Source organism: Myroides sp. JBRI-B21084, from assembly GCF_030545015.1.
GTDB lineage: Bacteria > Bacteroidota > Bacteroidia > Flavobacteriales > Flavobacteriaceae > Flavobacterium.
Genome location: NZ_CP120653.1, coordinates 1,320,741 through 1,339,497 on the forward strand (window position 1 = coordinate 1,320,741; position 18,757 = coordinate 1,339,497).

At 32.5% G+C, this 18,757-nt stretch carries 14 protein-coding genes; 7 read left to right on the forward strand and 7 right to left on the reverse strand.

The window, feature by feature from the left end; all coding sequences use genetic code 11:
* Positions 1-25 precede the first annotated feature (25 nt).
* Genes P3875_RS06455 through P3875_RS06480 form a run of 6 tightly spaced genes read left to right on the forward strand, consistent with a single transcriptional unit; the run spans position 26 to position 10,247 of the window.
* Positions 26-3,091: a type I restriction endonuclease subunit R gene (locus P3875_RS06455; RefSeq protein WP_303443132.1), complete on the forward strand. Its 3,066-nt coding sequence runs from the start codon at positions 26-28 to the stop codon at positions 3,089-3,091.
* A gap of 3 nt (positions 3,092-3,094) precedes the next feature.
* Positions 3,095-4,723 (forward strand): HsdM family class I SAM-dependent methyltransferase, encoded by a 1,629-nt coding sequence (locus tag P3875_RS06460; protein WP_303443134.1) that lies wholly within the window; start codon positions 3,095-3,097, stop codon positions 4,721-4,723.
* Positions 4,716-5,957 (forward strand): restriction endonuclease subunit S, encoded by a 1,242-nt coding sequence (locus P3875_RS06465; protein ID WP_303443136.1) that lies wholly within the window; start codon positions 4,716-4,718, stop codon positions 5,955-5,957. The genes P3875_RS06460 and P3875_RS06465 overlap by 8 nt, the downstream gene beginning before the upstream one ends.
* A gap of 2 nt (positions 5,958-5,959) precedes the next feature.
* Positions 5,960-8,488: an AAA family ATPase gene (locus tag P3875_RS06470; RefSeq protein WP_303443137.1), complete on the forward strand. Its 2,529-nt coding sequence runs from the start codon at positions 5,960-5,962 to the stop codon at positions 8,486-8,488.
* On the forward strand, positions 8,485-9,843 hold the full coding sequence (locus P3875_RS06475; RefSeq protein WP_303443139.1) for an McrC family protein: 1,359 nt from the start codon (positions 8,485-8,487) through the stop codon (positions 9,841-9,843). The genes P3875_RS06470 and P3875_RS06475 overlap by 4 nt, the downstream gene beginning before the upstream one ends.
* Positions 9,844-9,875: 32 nt before the next feature.
* Positions 9,876-10,247 (forward strand): hypothetical protein, encoded by a 372-nt coding sequence (locus P3875_RS06480; RefSeq protein WP_303443141.1) that lies wholly within the window; start codon positions 9,876-9,878, stop codon positions 10,245-10,247.
* 97 nt (positions 10,248-10,344) lie between these two features.
* Here P3875_RS06480 and P3875_RS06485 read toward each other — a convergent pair whose 3' ends face one another.
* From P3875_RS06485 to P3875_RS12155, 7 genes are all read right to left on the reverse strand, one after another.
* The gene (locus tag P3875_RS06485) at positions 10,345-10,764 is read right to left on the reverse strand and encodes a Fur family transcriptional regulator (RefSeq protein WP_303443143.1); all 420 of its coding nucleotides are present in this window, start codon (positions 10,762-10,764) and stop codon (positions 10,345-10,347) included.
* A gap of 11 nt (positions 10,765-10,775) precedes the next feature.
* Positions 10,776-12,056, reverse strand: a complete 1,281-nt coding sequence (locus tag P3875_RS06490) for an efflux RND transporter periplasmic adaptor subunit (RefSeq protein WP_303443145.1) — start codon at positions 12,054-12,056, stop codon at positions 10,776-10,778.
* Between the two features lie 3 nt (positions 12,057-12,059).
* Positions 12,060-16,418, reverse strand: coding sequence for a CusA/CzcA family heavy metal efflux RND transporter (locus P3875_RS06495; RefSeq protein WP_303443146.1), 4,359 nt, complete (start codon positions 16,416-16,418; stop codon positions 12,060-12,062).
* Between the two features lie 135 nt (positions 16,419-16,553).
* Positions 16,554-16,931, reverse strand: coding sequence for a DUF6660 family protein (locus P3875_RS06500; protein WP_303443148.1), 378 nt, complete (start codon positions 16,929-16,931; stop codon positions 16,554-16,556).
* A 129-nt stretch (positions 16,932-17,060) separates the two neighbouring features.
* Positions 17,061-17,711, reverse strand: coding sequence for a sigma 54-interacting transcriptional regulator (locus P3875_RS12145; protein ID WP_442930327.1), 651 nt, complete (start codon positions 17,709-17,711; stop codon positions 17,061-17,063).
* Positions 17,708-17,890 carry a hypothetical protein gene (locus P3875_RS12150; protein ID WP_442930310.1) on the reverse strand — a complete coding sequence of 61 codons (183 nt, stop codon included), beginning with the start codon at positions 17,888-17,890 and terminating at the stop codon, positions 17,708-17,710. Before P3875_RS12150 ends, P3875_RS12145 begins: the two co-directional genes overlap by 4 nt.
* A gap of 18 nt (positions 17,891-17,908) precedes the next feature.
* On the reverse strand, positions 17,909-18,154 hold the full coding sequence (locus P3875_RS12155) for a response regulator (RefSeq protein WP_442930311.1): 246 nt from the start codon (positions 18,152-18,154) through the stop codon (positions 17,909-17,911).
* Positions 18,155-18,489: 335 nt separating this feature from the next.
* On the opposite strand from P3875_RS12155, the gene P3875_RS06510 reads away from it, so the two are divergent.
* Positions 18,490-18,756, forward strand: coding sequence for a helix-turn-helix domain-containing protein (locus tag P3875_RS06510; protein WP_303443149.1), 267 nt, complete (start codon positions 18,490-18,492; stop codon positions 18,754-18,756).
* The last annotated feature ends 1 nt before the right edge of the window (position 18,757 follow it).

Genomic DNA, 18,757 nt, shown 5'->3' on the forward strand with positions numbered 1-18,757 from the left:
CTTAAAAAAAATACAAAAAAACTAAATGTTCAACGAAAATTCACGAGTCAAAATTCCAGCAATTCTTCATTTGATGAAGTTGGGATATGAGTACATTCCCATAAAAGACCAAATTCGAAGAGAAGATACCAATATTTTTGAAGATATTTTTGTTGAAAGTATTCGTAGGATCAATCCAGTTGTTCACGAAAGTGAGTTGAAGGTTCTCTTAGATGAGCTCAGTCTGGAACTGGATTACGAAGATTTAGGTGAGAAATTTTATCAAAGATTGACCGCGAAATCTGGAATTAAGCTAATTGATTTTAAAAATTTCAACAATAATAGCTTTCATGTTACTACAGAACTGACTTGTAAAAATGGGGATGAAGAATTTAGACCAGACATTACAATTCTAGTCAACGGAATGCCTTTGGTTTTTATAGAGGTAAAGAAACCGCATAATAAAGATGGCGTTTTAGATGAACGCAGACGTATTAATGACCGTTTTAAGAGAAGTCATTTCAGAAAGTTTGCGAATATTACACAGCTGATGATTTTCTCCAACAATATGGAATATGAAGATGGAATTGTGGAACCTGTGTTTGGAGCCTTCTATGCAACTTCGGCTTACAAAGATTTGCATTTCAATTATTTCAGAGAAGATCCCGAATATCCTGTGAAGCATGCTTTGAAAACTATTTCAGATGAGCTAGAAAATGCTATTTTAAAGGATAATAATCTACAAGTCATTAAACACAGCCCAGAGTTTAAAACCAATAAAGAACCATATACACCAACGCATAGAATATTGACTTCTTTGCTGAGCAAAGAACGGTTGGCTTTTATGCTTCAATATTCTTTGGCTTATGTTAAAGAAGATTCTGGATTACAAAAACACATTATGCGTTATCCGCAGGTTTTTGCAACGATGGCCATTGCTTCAAAATTAGAAGAAGGAAAAAATAAAGGCATTATTTGGCATACGCAAGGTTCAGGAAAAACGGCTTTGGCTTATTTCAACGTAAAGCATTTGACCGATTACTACCAGAAGAAACAGGTCATTCCCAAGTTTTATTTTATTGTGGATCGTTTGGATTTATTGATTCAAGCTTCTACCGAATTTTCAAATCGTGGTTTGAAGGTGAATAAAGTAAATTCTCGACAAGAATTTATTGAGGATCTGAAAGTAGTTGGAGCACTTCACAATGATAGCGGACAAGCTGAAATTACGGTAGTCAATATTCAGAAGTTTAGCGAAGATGCTACTGTGCAAGAAGCTATTGGCTATGATATTAATACACAAAGGGTTTTCTTTTTAGATGAAGCGCACAGAAGTTACAATCCTAAAGGAAATTATTTAGCAAATCTGATCAATTCAGATAAAAAAGCAGTAAAAATTGCTTTAACGGGAACACCTTTGCTAAAAGAAGTTGCCAAAGAATATGACTCCAAATTATTGTTCGGGAATTATATTCACAAATACTATTATAATCGCTCCATTGCAGATGGCTACACTTTACGATTGATTCGTGAAGAAATAGAGGGAACCTTCAAGATGGAAATGAAGGAAATAATGGAGCAAATAAAAGTAATGAAAGGCGATATTAAAGCAGCAGATGTATATGCTGATCGCCGTTTTGCAGCTGGTTTGCTGGATTATATCACCAAAGATTTAATCAATTTCAGAGATTATTGGCAAGATGAAACCTTAGGAGGAATGGTGGTTTGCGATTCTTCCAAACAAGCCAAAATGCTTTTTGAGTTGTTTGAAGAAAAATATGGCAAACAAGAAGTTGATGCGGAGAAATTACCAATGGTTGCAGAACCCAATGCGCCATATGGAAAAAGAAAAAAAGAAAAACTAAATGCGGCGCTCATTCTGCACGACGAAAACGATAAGCATATTCGAAAGGACTTAATAGACGCTTATAAGAAAGGGAAAATCGATGTGTTGTTTGTTTACAATATGCTTTTAACCGGATTTGATGCCAAACGATTAAAGAAATTGTATTTGGCAAGAGTTATACAAGACCATAATTTGTTGCAAACACTTACGAGAGTCAATCGACCTTACAAGAATTATCAATATGGATATGTAGTTGATTTTGCCGATATTTCTAAAGCATTTGACCGTACCAATCAGTTGTATTTTAATGAATTACAAAGTGAATTGGGCGATGAGATGGAAATGTATTCGCATTTATTCAAGTCTCATGAAGAAATCAAAAAAGAAATTGAAGAATTGCAGGAGATTCTGTTCCGTTATGATACCGAGAACAAAGAAATTTTCTCGCAACAGATCACACAAATTACTGATAAGCAGGAGCTAATTTCTTTGATAAAAGCATTACGAACGGCCAAAGAAAATAAAAATATTATTGCCATTAATGGCTATGAAGGTTTAGGAGAGTTGGTCGATTTTGAGGTGCTCAATAAATTGTTGTTGGTAGCACAAGCAAGGTTAGACAGCTTGAACGTGATGGAATCTTTGGATTCTGGCAACGAAACGCAAAACCTACTGAATATTGCTTTAGAAGATATTATCTTCCAATTTATAAAAGTAGGCGAAGAAGAACTAAAACTGGCAGACGAATACAAAGACCAACTCCGAAAAACAAGAGAAGCAATGCAGCAGAATTTTGATCAGTTGGATCCTTATTTTATATTGCTAAAAGAAGAGCTTGAGCGCATTTTCAAAAACAAAAACCTATCGGAAACCAACCAGAACGATATGGTAGAAAATATGTTTTTGCTTCGCAAAATATACGATAAAGCCAAAGAACTCAACCGAAAAAACAGCTTGTTGCAAGCCAAATATGAGCACGACGAAAAATATGTGCGTATACACAAAAGACTCACCGAAAAAGGTAATTTAAGCATTAAGGAAATGCAATTGCACCGCGCTTTGATGAATGTAAAAAATGATGTAGACCAAAAACTTGACGGACAAGAAGATATTTTGGAAAACGAAGCTTGGTTCGAGCGTTATTTGGTGCGTTTGGTAGCACAACAATTTGTAGTAAAAGAAAATTTAGATCTAGACGCCGCTACACGTCTGAACATTAGTAATTTAATAGGTAAAGAATATTTCCAACTCTACGGAACTCGATAAAATATGACACAAGACATTAATTATACCACCAAAACAAAACAACTCATTGACAGCCTCAAAAGCGTTTGCGCCAATTATGGTTTAGGAAACGATGGCAACGAATTCAAGATTATTACCCAAGTATTTTTGTACAAATTCTTAAACGATAAGTTTCGATTTGAAATTAAAAAACTGAAACCTGAATTGGGCGAAAACCAATCTTTTTATGAAAATCTACAAGCGATTCCAAAGAAAGAATACGATTTGCTAATGGATTTGTTAGATGAAAACGTGATCCGTTTTAAGCCACATCAATTGATTTCGCATTTGTACAATACCCAAAACGCAGAAGATTTTGCCAAAACTTTTGACGATACCTTGCGTGATGTAAGTATCGAAAATGCCAATGTGTTTTCCATTAAATCTTCTTCGGGTGCGAAGGACAAATTGTTTGATGAACTCAGCAATTTTATTTCGGATGCTTCACAACGTGATGCTTTTTGCAGAGCTTTGATCAACAAATTATTTGAGTTTAGTTTTGAAGAAAGTTTCGAAGATTATTTCACCGAGAAATACGATTTCTTTAAAGATATTTTCGAGTATTTAATTAAAGATTACAACTCCGATTCGGGTGGGAAATATGCCGAATATTACACCCCAAATGCTGTTGCTCGTATTATTGCCAACATCTTGGTAGAAGGCGATGTGCGCAAAGCCAAATGTTATGATCCCAGTGTAGGTTCGGGTTCTTTGTTGATGTCCTTAGCGCATAACATTGGCGAGGACAAATGCACGATTTATTCGGAAGATATTTCGCAAAAATCTAGTACGATGTTGCGTCTGAATCTTATCTTGAATAATCTTACACACAGTATTCCCAATGTAATCAAAACCAACACGATTGCAGAACCGATGTATCTGGATACCAAGTTTGATTTTATCGTTTCTAATCCGCCATTTAAGTTGGATTTTTCAGATTTTAGAGAGGATTTGGAAGCCGACCGTTTCAAAGAACGCTTTTTTGCAGGCATTCCGAATGTACCGAAAACCAAAAAAGAATCGATGGCGATTTACCTCTTGTTTATCCAGCACATTATGCACAGCTTGAATGACAAAGGAAAAGCAGCCGTAGTCGTACCTACCGGATTTATCACCGCACAAAGCAGCATAGAAAAGAAGATAAGAGAACGCTTGATCGACAAAGGTTGGTTGCGAGGTGTGGTAAGTATGCCGAGCAATATTTTTGCCAGTACCGGCACCAATGTCTCGGTAATTTTTATAGACAAAGAAGCAGGGCAAGACCACATTGTACTGATGGATGCCAGCAAACTGGGCGAAACCGTAAAAGAAGGCAAAAACCAACGCACGGTTCTCACGCGTGAAGAGGAAGACAAGATTGTACAAACCTTTCACAGCAAAACAGTGGTGGAAGATTTGTGTGTGGTGGTGAATGCCGAAGCAGTGAAAGCCAAAAACTACAGCTTCTCGGCGGGACAATATTTTGAAGTAAAAATAGAATATGTAGATATTACCGCTGCAGAATTTACCGATAAAATGCTGGGCTTTGAAAACCGCTTAAGCCAACTCTTTACCGAAGGCAATGCTTTGGATCAAAAAATATTAGAGAATTTAAAAGGGTTGAAGTATGAGTAAAGTTACAAAAATGCTTCTTGGAGACTTAGTAGAATTTCAAAGAGGATTTGATTTACCTAAATCAGAATTCAAAATTGGAAATATACCTGTTATATCTTCAAATGGAATATTAGGGTATCATAATGAATCAAAAGCAAAAGCTCCAGGAATTACAATTGGGAGAAGTGGAACTGTTGGTAAACCACACTTCATTAAGCAAGATTTTTATCCTCATAATACTTCATTATATATTAAAGATTTCAAAGGGAATGATCCAAAATATATCTTCAACTTGCTCAAAACTTTGAGATTAAATGAATATGGAAGTGGTTCAGGTGTTCCAACTATGAACCGAAATCATTTACACCCAATAAATGTTTTAGCGCATAAAGATATACCCACCCAACAAAAAATAGCTTCCGTTTTATCGGCTTTGGATGATAAAATAGAACTCAACAACCAAATCAATGCTGAGCTGGAAGCGATGGCAAAAACACTGTATGATTATTGGTTTGTGCAGTTTGATTTTCCGGTACAATCTAAGAAGAACCCTGAGCTTGTCGAAGGGTACAAGTCTTCCGGTGGAAAAATGGTCTACAATACCACCCTCAAAAGAGAAATCCCAGAAGGTTGGGAGGTGAAAGAATTGGAAGAAATTTCTAAATGTATTATGGGGCAATCACCCAAAGGAGAATCATATAATTCTGATAAAATTGGCATTCCTTTATTAAACGGTCCTGCTGATTATGAAAATGGAGTTTTAAAAGGTAGAATTTACACAACGGCACCAACAAGACTGTGTCAAAAAGATGATTTAGTATTGTGTATTAGAGCTACAATAGGTAATTTAGTGTACTCCGAACAAGAGTTCTGTCTTGGTCGAGGAGTAGCAGCAGTTAGACCAAATCATGAAAAATATTCCGAATTAATATATTTTCAATTACTACAAGAAATTGAAAGATATAAAATTCACGCGACTGGAAGTATAATTATTGGAATTACGAAAGATGATTTAATAAAGTCTAATTTTCTTATTCCAAATGAAAGTATTTTAAACTCATTTCATAAGCTAATTAAGATACAGTTTCATAAAATTAGGACTAACCTTCAACAAAACCAAGAACTGTCATCCTTGCGAGATTGGCTTTTGCCAATGCTGATGAATGGGCAGGTTAGGGTGGCTTCGACAAGCTCAGCCAACGAGGAGGAATTGGGTATGGTTGCGGAGAGTGGTGTTGAATATAAAAAGAGTTAGTTATGCAAGAAAATTTATATCAATTAAAAGAAACCTTTTTACAAGAATGGCCTTTACCTCGTATTCAAAATATGACATTAGAGGAATACACTAATTTAGATAAAACTTCCTTTTGCTATTGGGTAGAAGCTGTAACAACTGACGTAGGGAGTATATGGGGTGGTTCTGCTTATAAATTCGGAATATTTAAAAGACGAAATTTAGAATCTACAACTTTAAAGGAAAATCTATTAACAGATGGTGAATATAGTTGGGCAAAAAAATATGGAACTACTAAAGAAATTGCCTTTCAGAATATAAAAAACATTCTATTAGCTATTATAGAAAATACGCAAAACAATACAATTGAAAACATTGATGAAATTGATTTAGGTGATGTGTATAAATGGAAAATTGCATTTTTATATGGCGATTTTAATATAATAAACATTTTTAAAAGGGAGTCTTTATTAGAAGCAGCTCAATCTATAGGATATACTCAAGATAGTAATAATTTCAGTGTTTTAAATCGTTTTATTCTTTCAAAAAAAAACAATGAACAAGATTATTTTGATTACACGTCAGAATTATGGAAGAAAACCAAGTTAGCTAATTCAAAACAATATTGGTTATATGCACCTGGAGAAAATGCCAATAAATGGGAAGAATTTTACAACGATGGCATTATGGCTTTGGGTTGGGACGAATTAGGTGATTTAGAACAATATAAATCACGAAATGATATTAAAAATGCTTTGGTGGCTGCTTATGGTGGTGAAGGAGATAAAAAGAATGATGTTTCTGCAAATGATGATTTTATAAATAAGCTAAATATTGGTGATATTATTATTGTAAAGAAAGGCAGAAGTGAATTGTTAGGATTCGGGGAAGTAATATCTGAATATTATTTTGATGATAATGAAATTGAATATAAAAGTCGAAGAAATGTTGATTGGAAGTTGAAGGGCAACTGGAAAGTTAATCATAGTTTAGTACTTAAAACCCTTACTGATATCACAAAGTATAAATCAGAAGATCCTAATTATTCAAAGTATTATGAAATGTTGCTTGCCATAATGGAGGGAAAAAACCTTGGTGTGAGTTACAAACAAGGTTATTCTAATTATTTAACTACTATTTACGGTGAAAATAGTGGAACAAAAACCTCTTACATTAAAGCTATTGAAATACTTTCTAAATTATTAAGCTACAATATTTATGAAGTAAATGATATATTGCAATTACAACAATTATATGCTGATTTAATTAAAGAGCAAAGAAATAAAGAGGGTAAATATTTTCATCCAGATGCACCTTCCTATGGTCAAAACGGATTTTATTCAGCATCAATTAAAACTTATATCGATTTTCACAAACAACTAAAGGACAATTCTATGAATAGCTCTACATACATAGCGCCATTAAACCAAATCTTATATGGTCCTCCTGGAACTGGTAAAACCTTTAATACTGTTTTAGAAGCCGCTAAAATAGTTACAGGTAATGAAACTATAAGTTATGATGAAGCTTTACAAGTTTTTAATGAAAGCCTAAATAACCAAATTGAGTTTATAACATTTCACCAAAATTATAGTTACGAAGATTTTATTCAAGGTTTACGTCCAGATACTGAAAACGGAAAGGATTTGTCTTTTGAAAAGAAAGATGGGGTTTTTAAACGCATTGCAGATAGAGCTTTGAAAAACCTACAGGCTGCGAATAACCCTAAAAATGCTAAAAAAGAATTTGATATAGTGTTTCAGGAATTGATACAACCTTTGAATGATGGAGATGTTGATGAGCTGGAGATTAAAATGAAAAAATCTTCCTTTTATATTACAGAGGTTGGCGAAAAATCAATTGAGTTTAGAAAAAATATTGGGGATTCTAATCATACCTTGAGCATTAATACCTTGCGTAAAATGTATGAAAGAGGTGAAAATGATATCATACTTGGTGGGTTGCAACCTTACTACAACCCAATATTAGAATTACTTTTGGTAAAGGGTAAAAGTGAAGTAACTAATTTTTCAAGAAAGAACTTTGTTATCATCATCGACGAAATTAATAGAGCTAATATATCACGTGTTTTCGGTGAATTAATTACGTTGATTGAAGAAGACAAGCGTTCTCATGGTAAAATTCCTATGCGAGTTAATCTGCCATCAGGAGATTCTTTTATAGTACCTTCAAATCTTTATATTATTGGAACCATGAATACGGCTGATAAATCGATTTCTTTATTAGATATTGCATTGCGCAGACGATTTGAATTTGTACCTATGTATCCTAATACTCAAATTGAAGGTGTCAATAGTCCATCAGTTTTAGAAACGATAAATGCAGAAATCATTAAGCGTAAAGGATATGATTTTACTATTGGGCATGCTTATTTTATGTGTGACAGTTATTCTTTAGAGAAAACTATTAATAATAAGGTAATACCTTTGTTATTAGAGTACTTTATGAATGATGAAAAAGAGGTTACAACCATTTTAAAAGCAGCTGAAATTGAAGTTGAAGGATGGCCAATGAAAATGAAAACAACGTGATCAATCTTTTCGAGTATAAAAATAAAGTAACTTTTCCAGAGGAGCATTTCGAAAGTTTAGAAGTGTTCTTAGACGATATATGGAATAAAAGAGAGAAGTCGGCTTATTATACCGAAGAAGAGAACAGGGAAGAAGTGCAACGCTTCGTCCAGTTTTTTCATAAAACCAATGAATTAAAGTCGAATAAATTTGTTGGGGTTATTCATTTTCAGGAGCAAACGATTAACCTCTTACCTAAAATTTTCCATAGCAACGAAATTGCAACCGAAGATGATGTAAAAGTTATTAATGCTCATGTTCTATGGTGGTTGAGTTATTGCCGAAAATTGAAGTTCCCGAATTATTTATCGGGTATCAATTCTGAAAAAGCCGACTTTTTTGAAATTTTGATTTACTTGTTTAGTAAATACACCAAAGAACTTTTAGGTTCTTCGATTTATCAGAAATACGTTGAAGTTGAAAACGAGTTGAATTTTGTTAAAGGACGAATTAATTTCAATACCTACATCAAAGAGAATTTAGCCAAAGGAAGAAATCATAAAGTAAACTGTATTTATGATTCTTTTGAAATGGATAACGAATTCAACCAATGTATAAAATACGTTGCTAAAATGTTGTTGTCAGCTTCAAATGACTATCAGAATAAGCGCAATTTAAGTGATATTTTGTTTTTGTTAGATGAGGTTTCCGATGTTCAAATTTTGTCTGAGCAATGTAAAAGAATTCAGTTCAATCCCATGTTTTCCAGTTTTGAAACTGTTCGTGATTATTGTGATTTGTTTTTAGAAAACAGTATTTCATTTAATTACAAAAGCGATTTGAAATTATTTGCTTTCTTGTTGCCTATGGAATATGTGTTTGAAGATTTCATTTATGGATTTATAGACAAAGAAATAGAAGGTATAAATCCAAAAGGACAAGCTACAGGAACTTATTTAGATGAAGCTGAAAAATTTGGTTTAAAGCCTGATTTAATACTAGACTTAGGAATTAAAAAAATAATTGCAGACACAAAATATAAATTAGTTTACTCCGATGATTCAGATCCTAAAAAAGGAATTTCACAATCCGATTTATATCAAATGTTAGCTTATGCCGTTCGTTTTGGTATCCAAGAGATTAAATTGTTTTATCCAAATTCTGTTGCAACAGAATTGCAACCTAATGTTGCAACTATAGAAATAAAGGATGTTCTATCGGATGAAAAGCGAATTAAAATAACAGCTCATCAATTACCAATTGTAGACAAATCAATAACAGTTGCAACCCTAAAAGAGCATGATAAATTGTTGGACTGTTTTGAAGGGGTTAGAAAAGTGTTGAAAATAAGGTTTATAGAGATTTTTACATTATAAATATTATAACTTGGAAGTAAACTGTACTTTTTTTGGGGGAGCTTACACATTTAGACTCTTTAGATTGTTTAATAAACAACAAAGTATCTACTTATTCAATTGAATCGGTTACTGATTCAAAAATTTATTTTATTGACTATATAGAATTCTCAAAAAAGAAAAAAACAAATACTAATCTTCTAAATTTTGAATTAGAAATTTATAAAAATGAACTTTATAAAAAAATGCAAAGAACTATTTTTAATTCAAAATCGAATAGTATTGAAGATTTATATATTAATCTAACAAATGAGTATAAAGATTTGTATCATCTTATTCCTAGTAAACAATTAGCATCCTACTTAGGTATTACAGAAGTTTCTTTTTGTCGATTAAAAAAAAGATTATTAAAAACTAAAGTTTAAATTACTTTTTACGCAGCGCTTATGGATAGGTCAAATTTCTTTTAAAAAAAATTATAGACTATTTTGTTTGTAACAAAATTATTAAAGAAGGGCAGTGCTATTGCCCTTCTTTTATACAATTCTCGCAAATACCAGTACCAAATAATTTAATTTTATCAATTTTATATGCACTCGTTACATTTTTAGGAATTAAAAAATCATCTTTACATGTAGTTTGTTTACAAATGGTACAATAAAAATGCAAGTGCCAATCGTTATGAGTTTTTTCATTACAATCAACATTACATAAGATATATTTTGTTACGGTATTTTCTTGTATACTATGAACAATTCCTTTTTTTTCAAAGGTTTTTAAAGTACGGTAAATAGTTACTCTATCTGCGTTGTAAAAATGGTTTTCAATTTCAGTTAAAGACAATGCTATTTGCTGTTGTTCCAAAAATTCGTATACCAATATCCGCATACTTGTTGGTTTGGTTTTTTTTAGCAATAACTTTAGTTCAATGTTCTTTTTCATATTACGCTAATTTAATGTGCATGACCATGTTCACCTGTATCATTCATTTTTGCATTTACGAAAAAGGCTCCTTTTACTACAATATGTGCTCCGTTTGGAATTTCACTTATTGGTGTTATGGCGGTGTAACCTAATTGAGAAGCTCCTTTGATAACTTCGATTTTGATAAATTGCGTTCCTTTATTGGCACCGTTATCGTGATTACTATGATCATGCACTTCACCTTCTGTATGTTCGTGCGTTTCTGCTTTTAGTTCTTTAACTAAAAAAATGTAATTTTTTCCATCGGCATTTACTATGGCTTCACTTGGAAGTACATCACTTAATAAATTGTCTAAACTTAAGTTAGCAGTAACGCTCATTCCATCTATAAGGCCGGTTTTTTTACCAAAAATTTTACAGTGTACTGCAATTGTTTTGGTATCGCCGTTAAAAGATGAACCTATATTGTACACTACGGCACTATAAGTTTTTTTAGGGTTGTTAGTAACTACAAAATCAATTTTTTGCCCATTTTTAATAAAAGGAATATCTTTTTCATATACCTGTAAATCTAAATGTATTGCATTGTTATCTACTATTTCTACAATTGGAGAAGATACATCAACATAACTGCCCATTTTTACAAAAACATTGCTAACGGTTCCATTTATCGGACTTATAACTACCAATGTGGTTTTAAGGTTAGCATTTGATAGGGAAGACGGATTTATTCCCATCATTTTAATTTGTTGGTTTAACGAAGATTTTCGTGTTCTTAACATATTTAATTCGGTTGTAGCACTTTGCAGATTTTTCTTTGCACCGGCATTTCCATCATTCAACTCGCGCTGTCTAGCTAATTCCAGTTCTGCAAATTCTATTCGGCTATTAATACCAAGGTATTCTTCTTGTAACTGAATGAATTGTGGGTTTGAAATACTTGAAATAATCTGACCTTTTTTAACAAAATCACCAATTTCTACGTTGAGAGATTTTATTACACCACCAAATAACGAAGTTGCATTTGCCTTATTGCTATTAGGTACCTGCAATGCGCCATGAACTTTTAACGTTGCAGATAACTGTTTTTGTTCAATTGTTCCAAATTCAATACCTACAGCTTTTATTTGCTCATTTGTCAATATTGTTACATTTTCTTCGGTGAGTTCTTTTGTAGTTGTTTCAGCCTTAGTATTATGGTTATGTCCATCTTTCTCTGAATGTTTTTCATTGTTTTTGCAAGCGTTAATATTAAATACTGCCATCAATACAAAAACGTATAAAACTATCTTATTTATAATATTTTTCATTTTTTAATTACTAATTAGTGAATTGATAAGTGTTACTACTTCATTGATTTGTTGAATACTTTTTAAATAATTAAGTTGCGTATCTGTTGTTATTTGCAAAGCATATAGGTACTCTACATACGAAATTTCGCCTGTGCTGTATCCTAATTTTGCAGCCTTAATTATTTCGTTTGCATTAGGAAGGGCTTGCATTTTGAAATAGTTAAACTGTGATGTGTATTGCTTGTATTGATTTAATGCATTAACTAATTGTGTTTCTAATAACTGTTGCTGCCAGTGTGCATTTAACTCTATTGATTGTTTTTGATATTCAAGCGAATTAATTTTTGCTTTAGTTGTGCTAAACAAAGGAATGCTTACACCTACATTAAACACATTAAAACGTTGTCCGCGACCGTAATACTGCTCTATTCCATTTCTTTCGTGCATTCCCATTAACGACATATTAGTATATCCTAAAGTAAAATCGGGTAAACTATTTGCACGTTCCGTTTTTTTAGTTTGTTCAACAATTTTTACCTCTTGATATAATAATTGTACACTTGGGTGATTGTCGATAGCATTGTTTTCAATTTGAGAATCTAATAATAAAGGAACATAAGTTGATTGAGAATCTATTACAAAATCCTCCTGCGTTTGCATTAAGTTTTTAAGGTGCTGATAAACCCCTTTTCTAAAAACGTCGTTTTGTTGAAATAATAAATTTATTTCTCCTTTTTTGGTTACAGCTGCGTTTACATCTAATTTGCTTATATCTCCTGTTTTATATCGCAGTTCTGCAACACGAATAAAATCGGCATAAATACTGTCTAAGTTTTTTAATACATGAGCATTATGCTCTAAATATTCTAACTGATAATAATAGATTCGCACTTGTTTTTTTAATTCATTTTCTGTCAAAAGCTTTGTCCATTCCTGTGCTTTTATCTGTTCTTTTATAAGATTTTTTTTAATAACAAAAAGTGTTGGATAAGGTATGGTTTGCGAAATTTGAATACCGTCATTCTGTTCAAAACCATCGGTATTTCCATATTGAAAATTAGCTTCGGCCTTTGGTAATTCATAAGCCGCTTTGCTAAGGTTTTGAACAGATTGAATTTCAAGGTTTTTCGAACGAAGTTGCGGGTTATTCACTAAGGCTAACTCGATGGCCTTGTCTATATTTATTGGATTTTGAGCTAAACTGATTTGCGAAAAACCAAAAAAAGAAATTAGCAACAATATTGGACTAATAAAATTCTTTTTGCTGCTTTTAGTTGTCTTGTTTTTTCTCATAAATAAAAGGTATAATAAAGGTAATACAAATAAAGTCAATGCTGTTGCAGAAATCAATCCACCGATAACAACGGTTGCTAAGGGTCTTTGCACCTCTGCACCTGCACTTGTACTTAATGCCATCGGTAAAAATCCTAAACTTGCTACTGAGGCTGTCATTAATACGGGGCGTAACCTTGTTTTAGCTCCTTCAATAATTCTTGGTACAATAGCATCCCAGCCTTCTTTTTCCAATCTGTTAAAGGTGGCAATCAACACAATTCCATTCAAAACAGCTACACCAAATAAAGCTATAAAACCAATACCAGCCGATATACTAAATGGCATATCTCTTAATAAAAGGGCAAAAACACCCCCTATGGCACTCATTGGTATTGCCGAATAAACTAAAATTGCTTCTTTAAAGGAACGAAAAGTAAAATACAATAGAATGAAAATGAGCAACAGTGCTATTGGTACTGCAATTAGTAATCTGTCGGTAGCTTTTTGTAGATTTTCAAACTGACCACCATAAGTAAAATAATAACCTGTAGGTAATTTGATTTTTTCTGTTAATAGATCCTGAATTTCATTGACTACACTTGCAACATCACGCTCTTGCACATTAAAGCCTATATATATTCTACGTTTACCACCTTCACGACTAATTTGTGCTGGCCCCAACTTATAGTCAATTTCAGCAAGTTGAGATAGTGGAATTTGTTCTCCGCTTGGAAGCGGAATAAATAAATTACTTACATCTTCAATAGAACTGCGATGTTGCTCATCTAAACGTACAACTAAATCAAACTTGCGTTCATTTTCATATACTACACCTGCCGATTTACCTGCAAATGCCGTACTTACAATATCATTAATATCTGTTATATTTAAACCGTAATTGGCTATTTTGGTACGGTTGTATTCAATATTAATTTGGGGTAAACCGGCAATTCGTTCTATTTGTGGAGCTGTTACACCATCTACAGATTGAATAATTTTATTTGCTTTGTTTGCATATATTAAAAGGGAATCTAGATTTTCTCCGAAAATTTTCACAGCAACATCTTGTCTAATACCGGTCATCAATTCATTAAAACGCATTTGTATAGGCTGATTGGCTTCAAAAAACACGCCAGGGATAACTTCTAATTTCTCCATCATTTCGTTTGAAAGCGCATCATACGTTTTATTCGTTTTCCATTCATCTTGCGGTTTAAGAATAATCATCAAATCAGTCGCTTCTGGAGGCATAGGGTCTGTGGGAACTTCGGCAGCACCCGTTTTTCCAACTACCATTTTTACTTCGTCAAACTCCTTTATGATTTTAGAAACCTGCATAGATGTTTCTATGCTTTGGCTTAAAGAGGTACCCTGTGGCAAAATGCAATGGAAAGCAAAATCACCTTCTCCTAATTTTGGGAGAAATTCACCACCCATATTTGAAAATAGATAGATACTTAAAGTAAATAGTCCAAGTGTAATGCTTATAACTACATATTTTATCTGAATGGCTTTTTCTAATAAGGGTTTGTAAACACCTTGTAGTTTTTCCATCATTTTGTCTGAAAAATTTCTTTTTGTAATTGGTTTCTTTGACAAACACAACGCACTCATCATAGGAATGTAAGTAAAGGACAAAATCAATGCTCCTATAATCGCAAAACCTACAGTCTGTGCCATTGGAGTGAACATTTTTCCCTCGATACCTACTAATGTTAATATGGGTAGATAAACAATAAGAATAATAATTTCTCCAAAAGCAGCGCTGGTGCGAATTTTTCTGGCGGATTCAAATACTTCTGCATCCATTTCTTCTTGGCTTAGTTTGTGCATGCTTTTCCGCAACCCTAAATGGTGCATCGTTGCTTCAACAACTATCAACGAACCGTCTACAATCAGTCCAAAATCAATGGCTCCTAAACTCATGAGATTGGCACTTACTCCAAACAAACGCATCATTGCTAAGGCAAAAAGCATCGATAAAGGAATGGCCGATGCCACTATTAGTCCTGCTCTGATATTTCCTAGAAAAAGGATCAATACAAAGATTACAATCAGTGCTCCTTCTATCAGGTTGTTTTTTACGGTATTAATTGCTCTACCAATTAAATCGGTTCTATCCAAAAATGGCTCAATAACAATATCTTCAGGAAGAGACTTTTGGATTACAGGAATTTTTTCTTTTATATTTTTTACTACTTCAGCAGTATTTTCTCCTTTCAGCATCATTACAATGCCACCAACGGCATCAACTTTTCCATTAAAGGTTAAAGCGCCATAACGAATTGCATGTCCAAAACGAACCTCTGCAATGTCCTTAATAAATATGGGAACAGTGGTAGTTTTTTTGACAACAATATTACCTACATCTTCAAGAGAATTAACTAAACCAATACCGCGAATGAAGTAGGCACTGGGCTTTTTGTCAATATAAGCTCCTCCTGTATTTTGATTGTTTTTTTCCAAGGCCGTAAAAACCTCAGAAATACTAACATCCATAGCTTTAAGTCGATTTGGATCAATCGATACCTCATATTGTTTAAGCAATCCCCCAAAACTATTTACTTCCGCTACTCCAGCAGTGCCATATAGCTGTCGGGAAACAATCCAATCCTGCATGCTTCGTAAATCCATAGCAGAATATTTATTTTCGCTGCCTTTTTTAGGGTGAAGTATGTATTGATATACTTCACCAAGTCCTGTACTTACAGGCGCAAGCTCAGGTGTACCAATACCATCGGGTATTTGTTCTTCTGCTTCTTTTAGTTTTTCATTTACCAACTGTCGGGCAAAATAAATATCTACTTCGTCCTTGAATACAATTGTAACTACAGAAAGTCCAAACCTTGAAATGCTTCTAATTTCTTCTACTTTGGGAAGGTTAACTACACTTTGTTCAACGGGAAATGTAACCAATTGCTCTACTTCCTGTCCTGCTAAAGTAGGACATAGTGTAATAACCTGAACCTGATTATTTGTGATATCTGGCTGAGCGTCAATTGGTATTTTGGTGGCACTCCATAACCCCCAAATGATAAGTAACAAGGTCATAATTCCTATGAAAAACTTGTTTTTAACGGAAAATTTTATAATATTATCTAACACTTTATACTAGAATTAATGATAAATTAGTAATAAAAATCAGGAAATGATTTGCAGCCGGAAATACAAAGTACTACCGACAACTCATTGCGTTTAAAGGTTTTACATTAAACACAAATTCATTTTAAACATTAAAAATTAGGTAATAATCTTAGGGGGTTGCCAAATCTCACCGTAATATCTAGGTAGAAAAACGGTTTTATAATATATTTTTGGTTTAGGTAAGTTTAAAGCTAAAGGTTGTATTATTTCAATCTCAAAAAAATTCTGTTGAAGAACTACTCCCGTTACCATTCCACAACAGTTACATAAACAAAAAGGGGTGCACAAATCTTGCGCTTCATCATGTTTGTGAGTTTCTTGGTGGGCTATTTCAGTAGAGTGATTTTGAATCTGAGTTAAATTTTTTTCTACCATATCAGTACAAGGCATTATAAACAATACCATCATATAAAGTGCCATTATGGAAGAAAATAATTTCATATTATCTTCAAATTTAATAAAAATATGTTGCAATGGTATTGCATTTTTTTAAAGTTACAAAAGATAGTATGATCTCCTTATAATAAAAGGCAAAAGAATTAATCTTCGCTTTTTTATTCGGTATAAAGTTACCAATAGTCAATTAATGTATTAATTAAAGAATTATGAAAAAACAAGTGGTAATGTAGGCTTCCAAACATTGTTTTCTAAAGCATTTATATAATCTTCAGATAGTTGTATGTTTTGTTTGTTCATTCTTTGAGCAAAAAATAATGCAAAACTCGAAGCCAATATTTGAATATCTTTTTTACGTTCTTTTAAGGACGGTAGATTTATTGTAAAAACAGACAATCTATAAAATAAATCACTTCGAAAGTTATGATTCAATATTTCTTCGTCTAGGTTTTTGTTTGTTGCTGCAATAATACGAACATTAACTTTGACTGGCGTAGTATCTCCAACTTTTAAAAATTCTCCAGTTCCTAAAACTCTTAATAATTTTGCTTGTAATTCTAAAGCCATTTCTCCCAACTCATCAAGAAAAATGGTGCCATTATGTGCTTCTTCAAAAAGACCTTTAGTTTCTTTTACTGCTCCTGTAAATGCACCTGCTTTATGCCCAAAAAGTTCGCTTTCTAATATTTCTTTAGTAAATGAAGAACAGTTTATTGCAACAAATTTTTTATTATTTCTGTTACTAGCTTGATGGATTGCTTGAGCAAAAACTTCCTTTCCTGTACCTGTTTCTCCTAAAATTAAAACAGTAGTATCTGTTTTGGCTACTTGTTTTGCAAGTTCAATAGCATTGACTATTTGTTTTGTTTTCCTAAAATATTATCAAAAGAATATTTTTCTCCAACCTGTTTTTCTAATTGATGTACTCTTTTTGCTAATTCTACTTTTTCAATAGCCTTATAAATTAATGGTAAAATCTTGTTATTATCGTCTCCCTTAGTGAAATAATCAAAAGCTCCATTTTTAATAGCTTGCACTCCATCAGGGATATTGCCCTAAGCTGTAAGTAAAATTATTTCTAAAAGTGGATATTTCTCTTTGATATTTTTTGAAAGTTCAACTCCATTACCATTAGGTAGTTTTACATCACAAAGAACTATATCAATTTTTGATTTTTCTAGTTTGCTAAATGCAGATTTACAATCATTTGCTTGAATAACTTTAAATCCTTCTAAACTAATAATTCTTGCTAGCAAAGCTCTTAACTTTTCCTCGTCATCTATTATTAATATCTTTTTCAAAATCAAATTTATTTTTGTTAAACAAAATTAGTGTTTATATTATTAAAAAGCATTAGATACTTAATGTTTTGCTTTTACTATGACTTTTGCATACTGTTGTGTTGTTCTCAAATTGATGACCAAGCATTTTACTAACACTTTCAATAGGTACACCATTTGTAAATGCTACCGTTGTACCAAATGTATATCGGGCAATGTGAAATGTTATTTTTTAACAATTTCATAAACACCAGTTATTTCTTTCAAGCACCATTCGCAAAATAAATATTTTTAAATTTATACTATAATATAAAAAAATTCTATATTTGATAATAATTTAGATTATAATATAAATAATGTTAGAGTTTGTTACCATAAAAGATATTCAAAAAGCATTAGGCGAATGGTGTAAGTTATTGCGTAAACGCGAGAAATTAACGCAACAAGACTTAGCTTCTGAATTAGATTTATCGCCAATAACTATTTCTAAACTTGAAAATGGTGAAAATGCTACGCTTGAAACTGTTTTAAAAATATTACAATATTTTGATGAAATGAATAGTTTTAATCAGTTTATTCAATCTAGAATAACGAACCTAAACGAAAGTAAATCTTTGTATTAAT

Bases quoted from the DNA above. Each gene is read 5' to 3' on its own strand.
- P3875_RS06470 (WP_303443137.1), top strand. From the start codon at position 5,960: ATGCAAGAAAATTTATATCAATTAAAAGAAACCTTTTTACAAGAATGG.
- P3875_RS06455 (WP_303443132.1), top strand. From the start codon at position 26: ATGTTCAACGAAAATTCACGAGTCAAAATTCCAGCAATTCTTCATTTG.
- P3875_RS06485 (WP_303443143.1), bottom strand. From the start codon at position 10,764: ATGAAAAAGAACATTGAACTAAAGTTATTGCTAAAAAAAACCAAACCA.
- P3875_RS06460 (WP_303443134.1), top strand. From the start codon at position 3,095: ATGACACAAGACATTAATTATACCACCAAAACAAAACAACTCATTGAC.
- P3875_RS06490 (WP_303443145.1), bottom strand. From the start codon at position 12,056: ATGAAAAATATTATAAATAAGATAGTTTTATACGTTTTTGTATTGATG.
- P3875_RS06510 (WP_303443149.1), top strand. From the start codon at position 18,490: ATGTTAGAGTTTGTTACCATAAAAGATATTCAAAAAGCATTAGGCGAA.
- P3875_RS06465 (WP_303443136.1), top strand. From the start codon at position 4,716: ATGAGTAAAGTTACAAAAATGCTTCTTGGAGACTTAGTAGAATTTCAA.